The organism is Bacteroidales bacterium, from assembly GCA_012517825.1.
In the GTDB taxonomy this organism is placed as follows: domain Bacteria; phylum Bacteroidota; class Bacteroidia; order Bacteroidales; family JAAYUG01; genus JAAYUG01.
The window spans coordinates 1-11407 of the sequence record JAAYUG010000080.1 but is presented as its reverse complement, the minus strand read 5'-3'; the positions used below and the strand labels follow the sequence as shown (position 1 = coordinate 11407).

The window sequence follows — 11407 nt, the reverse complement described above, 5'->3', positions numbered from 1 at the left end:
CGCGAACTGAAAAGAATTACCTCCATTCAGGAAAGTTTTTTGAAAGCAATCGAAAACGCCCCTGAAAACATTCTCATCAGGGATATTTAACCCGGATTGCGCATCAGGAGCGAAGCAAACTGATGCGCAGTGGGTTGGCCTTGGGCGTTGGCATCCGGGTTAACCCCGCTGAAACGCAGTGAAAGCGGCCGGTTTAACCCGGATTGCGCATCAGGAGCGAAGCAAACTGATGCGCAGTGGGTTGGCCTTGGGCGTTGGCATCCGGGTTAACCCCGCTGAAACGCAGTGAAAGCGGCCGGTTTAACCCGGATTACGCATCAGATGCGAAAGCGAACTAATGCGCAGTGGGTGGGCCTTGGGTGCTGGCATCCGGGTTAACCCCGCTGAAACGCAGTGAAAGCGGCCTCTGTGGCATTTTGCACAGTTAATTAAAATGCGCAAGGGGTTAAAATCTCTTCCTGATTCCAAAGTGCAAGATGGATCAGCTTTCGAATTTTGGCAAAGTAAAGTAAAATGTTGTACCCTTGCCCTTTTCGGATTCAACCCATATCCTTCCATCCATCATTTCTACAAATGCCTTGCTGATGGATAATCCAAGCCCTGCTCCTTCATAATGGTTAATCCTTGTATTTTCTCCCTGCCGGAAACGCTCAAATATCCGTTCCCTGTCTTCTCTGTCAATTCCTATTCCTGTATCCTTCACAAAAACAACTATTTCATTGTTTTTTTCTTCAAAGCCTGCTTCAATACTTCCTTCCGTGGTAAACTTAATGGCATTTTTCAGCAGATTTGATATTACCTGATAAAGCTTAGTTCTATCAGCAACTACAAACAACTTTTTCGTCAGAGGAGAATAATTCGATCGAAGGACCAGGTTTTTCTTCTTTGCTTCATTTTCGAAAAACCTGACAGCTTCTTCGAGCAATGCAACCAACTCGACTTTTTCTTTGCGGATAACAACCTGTCCTGCTTCAATTTTAGAAATGTCAATAATGTCGTTGATGATGCCCAGCAATCGGTAACTGCTGTTTCGAATGATACTGATGTATTCCCTTTGTTTGGATGGGGTGATTTCAGGATCATTTAGCAGTTCGCAAAAACCAATAATCCCGTTCATGGGTGTTCTGATTTCATGACTCATGTTGGCGAGAAAAGCTGTCTTGAGCCTGTCACTTTCTTCAGCCCTGATGCGGGCATTGGTAAGTTCCTGTTCGATTTTTTTCAGATAGGTGATGTCAGTGATCACAGCTACCCTGGCTGACCTGCCTTCAAACAGCAGATCATGCGAATGGGCAAGTATGGTAATCAGAGTACCATCTTTTTTCCGGTGATGCCATTCACCGGCAAAAGCATATCCTTTCAGGCGCTCTGCAAGTTTCTGCATAGGCTCTTTCTCTTCTTCAGGATATAAGTCAGTTAAACGCATGCCGGAAATTTCATCAGGTTGGTACCCGTAGTTTCTTACAAAAGCTTCATTTACAGCCAGCATCTGCAGGGTCCCCTTTTCATAAATCAGCATGGGTGCAGGATTGTGTTCAAACAAAAACCGGTAAATTGCTTCTTTTTCCTGCAGTAACCTTTCCTTTTCTATCCGCTCGGAAATATCCGTGTGGGTACCTATCATCCTGACGGGATTTCCGCTGCTATCATACTCAATCACCTTCCCCCGGTCCAGTATCCATTTGTAGGAGCCATCCTTGCACTGCAAACGGTGCTCGTTCAGATACATTTCGGTTTCCCCCTTTAAATGCCTTTCAACGTCTTTCAATGCTTTATCCAGATCATCGGGGTGAACTCTTTTTTCCCATTCCGACAGGGTGTTTCCAATCTCATCCTCTTCATACCCCAGCATAGTTTTCCATTGCCTCGAAAAAAATATTTTTCCTGTAGAAAGGTCCCAGTCCCATAATCCCTGTTCGGTTCCTTCAATGGCAAATTTCCAGCGGGCTTCAGCCTTCCGTAACTGTTCCTCCGTTTTTTTCAGAACATCAATGTCGGTAAAAGCTCCGGCAATACGGATAATTTTCCCGGAATCACTCCGTTCAACAACTTTCCCTCTCATAAGAATCCATCGGTATTCTCCGGATAATCCTTCAATAGATAGTTCAGTGTGAAACGAATCGTCTCCGTTAAAGCATTTTTCCAACACTGTCATTATTTCTTTCCTTGCCGGTTCAGAAAAGAAACCAAGCCATTCATCCATTCTCAGAGGGTCATGCTTTGTGGAAAGAGAGAAAATCTCATAAAATCCGGGACTGACAGAAACGGCACCTTCCGGAAAATTTATCTCAAACAATCCGTCCTGTGTAGCCTGAACCGCTGTACGGTATTGTTCCTCACTGCGTCGGAGATCGGAAAACGCCTTTTCCAGTTCACTGGTTTTTTTCTGTATCTGGTTCCTCAGTATGAGGCTAAATATTACCAATGTAAGGATTATAGCAACTACTGAGATCAGAATAACAAGGGCTATCTGATAGTATCTGGGGTTTATAAGGGGTTCGCCAAGCCAGCGGTTCTCAACCGCTTTCCTTTCGGAATCGGTTATTTTTCCAAAACCCTCTTCTACCAGGCTAAGAATGTCTTCCCTTCCTTTCAGCACGGCCCTGTGAAATGCACCGGTATACAGGTTGAGCGATTGCCTGAATTCACGATCGAGATTCTTCTTGTAAAGCAGGTACAGGGCTGGTGGTTCGTCAATTGTGAATACTTTCAGATTCCCTGCTGATGCATCATTGATAATAGCTTCATAACTGGGATATTCAACAATCGTGTTGATCCCGTTTTTTCGCAGTACCTCAATGCTTGCATCCCCCGCTTTCGCTCCTATGGTAAATCCCCGTAAGGTTTTGAAATCAGAAATACCGCTGAGGCTCCGGTGAAAATAAACCGGCACGCGGATCTGCACATACGGTTTTGAAAAGGTTAATTTTTTTGCCCGTTCTTCTGTAAAAAATACGGTTTCGAGAACATCAGCCTTCCCTTCCAGCATAAGGCTCTGGGCCTTGTTCCAGTCGGTGGCAATCCATTCCACCTTAATCCCTGTTTTCTTGCTCCACAAATTCCACTCATCAATGAGAATACCGTTCAACTTCCCCTCCTCATCCCTGAAAATAAAGGGAGGATAATTATCATCTGTTGCGACAACAATTTTATCTGGTTTCTGGGGCAGAGAGGCTTCACAATTCCAGTCAGGAAGCCAAAAAAACAACAATGCAATACCCGTTGCAATAGAAACAATGGAATTTGAGAACCTATTGCAGGCTATGCGTTTACTTAAACGTGATAAAACAAAAACATTGTGCACCATTCAGTTCCTTCTGCCTTCAGGACGATCTATCAAATTTATTGATTTATTAAAACCAAAGCAAATTTAAATTAGTTATTTGATTGTATTGTTTCTGCCCCTTGCCAGGGAAGCAAAAACACCCAGCAGGCTCAACGCCGAAAAAGAGAGGAACAATACACGGCTGGCATGAAGAAATGCATCCTGGTTGGAAGGATTAATCGGGTTTTTCCCGATGAAAACAGAAAGAACCAGCATGGCTATCCCCATGCTCATCATTTGTCCTGTTAGCCGCATAGTACCAACCATGGCCGAGGCAACTCCAAGGTATTCCCTTGAGACCGATCCCATGATGGCATTGGTATTCGGCGATGAAAACAGGGCAAAACCGATTCCGAGCACCACCAGGGCAAACAGGAGCCACTCAACGGACGTTGCGGCTTTTAATCCGGCAAGAATGAAAAGTCCGGTTGTGCAAAGGGCCATTCCGGCTGATGCAACGATCCTTGGTTCAATATGATCAGATAACCTTCCTGTTAGGGGAGAAAGCAGTGCCATCAGCACCGGCTGGGTCAGGATGATCAACCCGGATTCACGGGGCCCCAGATGTTTAATGTACTGAAGATAAAGACTCAACAGAAATACAATCGCCGAGGTAGCACTGTAGTTAATAAGCGCAGCAAGATTGGAAAAGGCAAAAGTGCGGTTTCTGAATAACAAACTGGTCTCAATAAGAGGACTGCGTGCCGTTTTCTCATAAAAAAGGAAAAGGATACCCAGAAACATCCCGGCGGCAACTGCTGCGATTCCCCAGCCTTCCTTCAGTTTGGGAAGTCCGGTCATGATGAGGACAAGCGATACCGCATAAAACAAAGATCCCGTCCAGTCAAAAGCGGCCGGCAAATCAGATTTCCATTCTGATTTAAGGTACACCAGAACAAGAAAAATCACCAGAAGTCCAACCGGAATCCCTGCCCAGAAAATGCTTCTCCAGCCTAAATGCTCGGTGAGAAATCCTCCGATAAAAGGCCCTGCTGAAAGACCAATGTAAACGCCGGAAACATTTAATCCCAGAGCACGTCCTCTTTTTCCTGCCGGAAATACGGATGTTATCATCGCCGTACCTGTAGCAGCTACCATCGTACTTCCTATTCCCTGTCCAATACGCGATAGAATCAGCATAACGGCATTTACCGACATCCCGGCAACAAGGGTCGCCAGAGTGAAGATGATAATACCCAGAAGAAAAATCTGCTTTCGTCCGAAAATATCAGCCAGCTTCCCCGCAGGAAGAAGAAAAACAGCAGCCGAAAGGAGAAAAGAACTCGATATCCAGCTCATTACCATAGTATTCATTCTCAAATCACGGGCAATGGCAGGAAGGGCTATGTTGACTGACGAAAGCAGGAAGGGAGTCAGAAATGCCCCAATCGCAGAAATTACCAGCACGGTTCGTTGTTCCCTGTTCATACGGAACGGTATTTTGCTAAAATCCCTTCAGGAATTTTCCTTCAGGAATTTAATGAAGCGGCAAAGTAAAAATATTCCTTTGAATATATTTTCATCCGTTTTGCACAATTTCAAACTTTTTTTATATTTGCGCATCAGTAAAAAATATGAAAAAAGGTATTGCATATCAGATTCACGGACATCATCATTTTGATGTTGGGGTCTGATTTTGCAGTGCATATAAAAAATATCCCTAAGGTTTGCAGCACTGCAAACCTTTTTTGTTTTAAATGCATAAACGATGGAAATTGTTAAACTGGCCATTCAAAAATCAGGGCGACTGAGTGAAAAATCTCTCCAGTTGCTTTTGGAATGCGGAATTGGATTTGAAAACGGAGAGCGCCGGCTTGTTGCACGGGCCCATAACTTTCCCGTGGAACTTCTCTTTCTCCGCGATGATGATATCCCTCAGTATGTCTTCGATGGCGTAGCCGATGCGGGTATTGTCGGTGAAAATATAATTGCCGAAAAAGAATATCCGGTATACATATTGGAAAAGCTGGGGTTTGCACGTTGCCGACTCTCCCTGGCAGTACCGAAATCAGTAAACTATACCGGACCTGGATGGCTTCAGGGAAAACGAATAGCCACTTCCTATCCCCGAACACTGAAAAAGTATCTCAGCGAAAACAATCTGGAAGCTGAAATACATGAAATCAGCGGAAGCGTGGAAATTGCTCCCGGAATAGGACTGGCCGACGCTATTTTTGATATTGTCAGCTCCGGTAGCACCCTTATCAGCAACGGGTTAAAAGAGGTTGAAACCATTATGCATTCCCAGGCTATTCTGATTAAGAATTCCAACCTTTCCGGCGAAAAAAACCAGATTCTCGACCGGATGCTTTTCAGAATAAGAGCCGTTCAGAAAGCAAAGAGCAATAAATATATTTTGCTGAATGCTCCCAACGAAAGCATCCCTGAAATAACCCGCCTGATACCCGGTATGAAAAGTCCTACCGTTATACCACTGGCCATGAAAGGCTGGAGTTCACTCCATTCTGTGGTAAATGAAAATGACTTCTGGGAAGTTATCGGCAAGCTGAAAGAACTCGGAGCCCAGGGAATTCTGGTTATTCCTATTGAAAAAATGATCGTTTGATGCGAAGTTTGTATTTGTTAATCCAGATAAACTATGTCGTCCATAATGCAAATAATAACAGATCCTCCAAGAAATACATGGGATGAATTGCTTGCCCGGCCCCTGCTGAAAAGCGATGTGCTGGAAGAATCGGTAAGGAAGATTCTTGAAGAGGTCCGCAGGGAAGGGGATAGCGCCATTCGCTCACTCACAGCCAGATTTGACGGTGCCGATATTCCTGTATCGCGGGTGGCACCGGCAGAATTTGAACAGGCTGATGCACGGCTTTCTTCCGATACCAAAAAAGCTATTGACATAGCCATTGCCAACATTACCAGGTTTCACAAAGCGCAGATACCAGCTGAAATAAGGGTGGAAACTACTCCGGGTGTTCAGTGCTGGCAAAAATGTGTTCCGATTCAAAGAGTTGGCCTTTATGTTCCCGGAGGTTCAGCTCCGCTTTTTTCCACCGTGCTGATGCTCGGTATACCTGCCAGACTGGCTGGTTGTGAGCGCATCGTGCTGTGCACACCGCCCGGAAAAGATACAGCCGTCCATCCGGCCATTCTCTATTCAGCAAAAGCAATAGGAATTACTGAAGTGTACAAAATTGGAGGAGTACAGGCTATTGCAGCCATGGCATACGGCACTGAAACCGTCCCGGCAGTGAACAAAATTTTCGGCCCCGGAAACCAGTATGTTACCATTGCCAAACAAATTGTCAGCCGGCAGGGAGTAGCCATTGATCTTCCGGCCGGCCCGTCAGAGGTAATGGTTATAGCTGATGAAACCGCCATTCCTTCATTCGTGGCTTCCGATTTACTGGCCCAGGCAGAACATGGCCCCGACAGCCAGGTGATTCTGATTACAACCCGACCCGAAATCGTGCAACCGGTGCTGTCAGAATTGCATACTCAACTCACAGCCCTGCCCCGGAAAAAAATCGCCGAACAAAGCCTTTCCGCCAGCAAAATTATTGTTGTTAAAGACAATCAGACGCTGATGGAATTGGTTAACGAATACGCACCCGAACACCTGATCATCGCTGCCCGTGATGCAGAAAACCTTGCCAGGCAGGTTCTTAACGCCGGTTCGGTTTTTATCGGCAACTATTCCCCGGAAAGCGCAGGAGATTATGCCTCAGGTACCAACCATACTCTCCCAACCTATGGTTATGCCAGAGTTTCCGGCGGGGTCAATATGGACTCCTTCCTGAAGAAAATTACTTTCCAGGAACTTTCAGAGTTTGGCCTGCGAAATCTGGGACCGGCTGTAATGAACATGGCCGCCGTCGAAGAACTTGAAGGCCATCGGAATGCTGTTAAAGTTCGTTTTGATTATCTGAGCAAAAAACAAAGCTGATGAAACCCGCATGTTTTATAAAAACCAACGCCACGGTGATAAAATCACCAACCTGTGGTTTCCATCATACCATTGAAAATCAATTTTATTATAATGAACCTTGATCTGTTTTTCCGGCCTTCGGTTTTGTCTCTGACTCCCTATTCTTCGGCCCGTGACGATTTTCAGGGAGAGGCCTCGGTGTTTCTTGACGCCAACGAAAACCCCTATAACAGCCCTTATAACCGTTATCCCGACCCGCACCACAGAAAACTGCGGAAGCGGATTTCTGAATTGAAACAGATTCCGCCTGAATCAATTTTTCTGGGAAATGGAAGTGACGAGGCGATTGATTTGCTCATCAGGGCTGCCTGCGAACCAGGTGTGCACTCCATTCTGGCCATTGACCCCACATACGGTATGTATGCGGTTGCCGCTGCAGTTAACAATGTGAAATATACCAGGGTATTGCTGAATGAGGATTTTACCCTGAACCGGGAGAAACTTCTCCGGGCAGTGACTCCCAAAACCAGACTGCTGTTCCTCTGCTCGCCGAACAATCCTACGGCCAACAGTTTTGATTCCGGGGATATTGACTACGTTATCAGAAACTTCCCTGGGCTGGTGGTACTTGATGAAGCCTATATTGATTTTTCCCGTCATCCGGGTTTCCTCGGGCGCTTGCAGGAATATGAAAATCTGGTTATCCTGCAGACGTTCTCCAAAGCCTGGGGACTTGCCGGCGCACGGCTGGGAATGGCTTTTGCGCATCCCGACATCATCAGTATTCTCTACAAAATCAAGTATCCCTATAATATAAATGTGTTAACACAGGAACTTGTCCTTAATGTCCTCAGTCAACCCTCTGTTAAAGACCAGTGGGTGGAGATGATCCTGAAGGAACGCGCCATACTCGAACAGGCGCTTGCCGCCCTGCCCTGCATTAAAAACGTATACCCTTCTGATGCTAATTTCCTTCTTGTCAGGGTTGATGAGCCCGAAAAAATTTACAACTGGCTTTGTACTTGGTCCGTTATTGTGCGCAACCGCTCCAACGTCAGCCTCTGTTCCGGATGCCTGCGGATTACAGTTGGTACACCCGGGGAAAACAGGATACTGCTGGAAGCTCTTTCATCCTATATTCACTAAAATATGGCCGGAAAAAAAGTTCTTTTCATTGATCGCGATGGCACACTGATTGTTGAGCCACAGGATACATTTCAGATTGATTCACTGGAACGTCTGGAATTTTTGCCCGGAGTATTCAGAAATCTTCATTACATACGGCATAACTGCAATTACGAACTCGTAATGGTAAGCAATCAGGATGGACTGGGTACGCCAGCATATCCGCAGGCTGCTTTTGACCTGGTCCAGAGCAAATTGATAACATATTTTGCCAATGAAGGAGTTTTCTTTGATGACATTTATATCGATCCTTCTTTTCCGCATGAAAATTCACCTGGCAGAAAACCGGGCACCGGCATGCTGACAAAGTATTTCAGCCCCGGCTACAATCTGGCCGAATCCTATGTTATAGGCGATCGCCTGACAGATATTGAACTTGCCCGCAACCTGGGGGCATCCGGAATTCTCATCGGAGATGCTTCCCGTTGGGATGAGGTGCAAAAAGCCGGACTCAATGCCTGGTGCGCCCTGGTGAGTCCTGACTGGGATCAGATTGCAGAGTTCCTGATGCAGCGAAACCGCTACGCTCAGGTTAGAAGGACAACCAGGGAAACGGATATTTCTGTTTCCATTAGCCTGGATGGAAAAGGCACAGGTAACATTTCCACAGGAATCGGTTTTTTTGACCATATGCTGGATCAGATTGCACGCCACTCCGGATGCGATATCAGCATCCAGGTAAAAGGCGATCTCCACGTGGATGAACACCATACTATAGAGGATGTTGCTCTGAGTCTGGGCGAAGCCTTCCGCACAGCACTGGGTGATATGAAAGGAGTACAGCGCTATGGATTTGCACTGCCTATGGATGAATCAAGGGCAACTGTGCTGATTGATTTCGGTGGCCGTTCCTTTTTCCGTTGGAAAGCCGTTTTCCGCAGAGAACGTATCGGGGAATTCCCCACTGAAATGTTTCCGCATTTTTTCCGTTCCTTTGCTGATGCGGCACGTTGCAACCTTCATATTACCGCATTGGGCGAAAACGAACACCATAAAGCAGAAGCCATCTTTAAAGCCTTTGCGCGGGCCATGGGCATGGCGGTCAGAAAAGACCGCTTAAAAAATTATTTACCCAGCACCAAAGGAAAAATCTGATGCCAGACACTGCTATGCATAACAACCTGAATACAGCCATCTTGCTGATTCACTGCCCCGATCAGAAGGGAATTGTTGCTGCCCTGACTCGTTTTATACACGAAAACAATGGCAACATTGTATATCTCGACCAGCATGTGGATCATACCGACAAGGCCTTCTTTCTTCGTATTGAATGGGATCTCAAAGATTTTCTGATTCCTGATGCCAAGATTGCCGACTATTTTCAAACCCTGCTGGCCGGAAAATACAATATGAGCTGGCAACTGCATTTCTCCAACCACATTCCGCGTATGGCCATCATGGTTTCGCGTCTTTCTCATTGCCTTTACGACCTGCTTTCCCGCTGGCAAGATAAGGAATGGAAAGTGGAGATTCCCCTGATTCTGAGTAACCACAGGGAACTCCAGCACATTGCCTCACAGTTCCATATACCGTTTTTTTATATTCCTGTTTCCGGAAACAATAAAAAAGAAGCAGAACAAAAGCAACTGAAGCTCCTGAAAGAACAAAATATTGATTTTATTATACTTGCCAGGTATATGCAGGTTTTGTCTGAACATTTTATCAATGAATACCCATTCCGCATTATCAATATTCATCACTCTTTTCTTCCTGCTTTTCCCGGAGCACGGCCTTATCAGTCGGCTTACGAACGGGGTGTTAAAATCATCGGGGCTACCAGCCACTATGTGACCCGGGAACTTGATGCCGGGCCCATCATTGAACAGGATGTAACTCGAATTACCCACAAGGACAGTGTGGCCGATATCATCCGAAAAGGCCAGGATCTGGAAAAAATTGTCCTTGCTCGCGCTGTTTATGCCCATATTGAACACAAACTTCTTGTATATAAAAATAAAACCATTGTTTTTAGTTGAAATGAGCGAAGTTGTTATCATCCGCTATAATGCCGGCAACATTCAGTCGGTAGTGTATGCTCTGGAACGACTGGGAGTCAGGCCGGTTGTCACCGACAAGGCAGACCAGATCAGAAACGCCGGCAAAGTAATTTTTCCCGGCGTAGGAGAGGCCTCAACTACAATGAACTACCTCAGGGAAAAGGGCCTTGACACTCTTATCGCATCCCTTACCCAGCCGGTTTTGGGCATTTGCCTCGGACTTCAGCTGATGTGCCGTTTCTCGGAAGAAGGAAATACCCAATGCATGGGTATTTTCGATGCTGAGGTAAAAAAATTTCCCGATACCACTGAAAAGGAAGCCCGCCTTAAAGTACCTCATATGGGCTGGAACACGGTAACAAAAACAGATCTGGATTGCCCGCTTCTGAGTGGCCTTGACAACGCTCCGTTTTTTTACTTTGTTCATAGTTTTTATGCAACAGCCGGACCCCATACCGCTGCTGAAACATTCTACGGGTTGTCTTTCAGCTCTGTCCTTCGCAACAGAAACTTTATGGCCGTTCAGTTTCATCCTGAGAAAAGCGGAACAGCAGGTGAAGTTCTTCTCAGAAATTTTCTGAAGCTATGATGCAGTTAATACCGGCAATTGATATTATCGAAGGGAGGTGCGTTCGACTCAAAAAAGGGGACTTCGCATCAGTGACGGTTTACGATTATGAACCCGATGACCTTGTTGCAACGTTTTATCGGTCAGGCCTTACACAGATACACTGCGTTGACCTCGACGGTGCACGGAAACGAAGTCCGGTAAACTTGTCTGCTCTTAAAAAAATGGCGGCTTCGGCTCCTGTTAAAATCGAATGGGGTGGGGGAATCACTTCCTCTGCCGACATCCATACAATTCTCTCTCTGGGAGCAGAACGTATTGTTGCAGGCAGTGCAGCTGCTACGGATACTGAACTGGTTAAAAACTGGCTGAGGGAATTCGGGCCAGATAAAATAGTGGTGGGTGCCGATATCAGGGATTTCAAAATTGCCGTGCATGGCTGG

Annotated in this window: 9 protein-coding genes; 7 read left to right on the top strand and 2 right to left on the bottom strand. The window is 45.9% G+C overall.

The window, feature by feature from the left end; all coding sequences use genetic code 11:
• Window positions 1-481: 481 nt before the first annotated feature.
• Together GX419_05070 and GX419_05065 are read right to left on the bottom strand one after the other, a co-directional pair.
• Window positions 482-3211, bottom strand: coding sequence for a PAS domain-containing protein (locus GX419_05070; GenBank protein NLI24057.1), 2730 nt, complete (start codon window positions 3209-3211; stop codon window positions 482-484).
• A gap of 168 nt (window positions 3212-3379) precedes the next feature.
• Entirely contained in the window at window positions 3380-4753 is a 1374-nt protein-coding gene (locus GX419_05065; GenBank protein NLI24056.1) for an MFS transporter, read from the bottom strand.
• A 280-nt stretch (window positions 4754-5033) separates the two neighbouring features.
• Here GX419_05065 and GX419_05060 point away from each other — a divergent pair, with 280 nt between their 5' ends.
• The 7 genes from GX419_05060 to GX419_05030 all read left to right on the top strand — a co-directional run.
• On the top strand, window positions 5034-5891 hold the full coding sequence (locus GX419_05060; GenBank protein ID NLI24055.1) for an ATP phosphoribosyltransferase: 858 nt from the start codon (window positions 5034-5036) through the stop codon (window positions 5889-5891).
• Between the two features lie 45 nt (window positions 5892-5936).
• Window positions 5937-7232 carry a histidinol dehydrogenase gene (gene hisD / locus GX419_05055; protein ID NLI24054.1) on the top strand — a complete coding sequence of 432 codons (1296 nt, stop codon included), beginning with the start codon at window positions 5937-5939 and terminating at the stop codon, window positions 7230-7232.
• A gap of 93 nt (window positions 7233-7325) precedes the next feature.
• Window positions 7326-8360 (top strand): histidinol-phosphate transaminase, encoded by a 1035-nt coding sequence (gene hisC, locus GX419_05050; protein NLI24053.1) that lies wholly within the window; start codon window positions 7326-7328, stop codon window positions 8358-8360.
• Window positions 8361-8363: 3 nt separating this feature from the next.
• Window positions 8364-9494, top strand: coding sequence for a bifunctional histidinol-phosphatase/imidazoleglycerol-phosphate dehydratase HisB (gene hisB / locus GX419_05045; protein NLI24052.1), 1131 nt, complete (start codon window positions 8364-8366; stop codon window positions 9492-9494).
• Window positions 9495-9508: 14 nt separating this feature from the next.
• The gene (purU, locus tag GX419_05040; GenBank protein ID NLI24051.1) at window positions 9509-10375 is read left to right on the top strand and encodes a formyltetrahydrofolate deformylase; all 867 of its coding nucleotides are present in this window, start codon (window positions 9509-9511) and stop codon (window positions 10373-10375) included.
• Window position 10376: 1 nt separating this feature from the next.
• Window positions 10377-10985, top strand: a complete 609-nt coding sequence (gene hisH, locus GX419_05035; GenBank protein ID NLI24050.1) for an imidazole glycerol phosphate synthase subunit HisH — start codon at window positions 10377-10379, stop codon at window positions 10983-10985.
• The coding region (locus GX419_05030) for a 1-(5-phosphoribosyl)-5-[(5-phosphoribosylamino)methylideneamino]imidazole-4-carboxamide isomerase (protein ID NLI24049.1) at window positions 10982-11407 on the top strand (426 nt) is incomplete at its 3' end. The genes hisH and GX419_05030, both read left to right, overlap by 4 nt.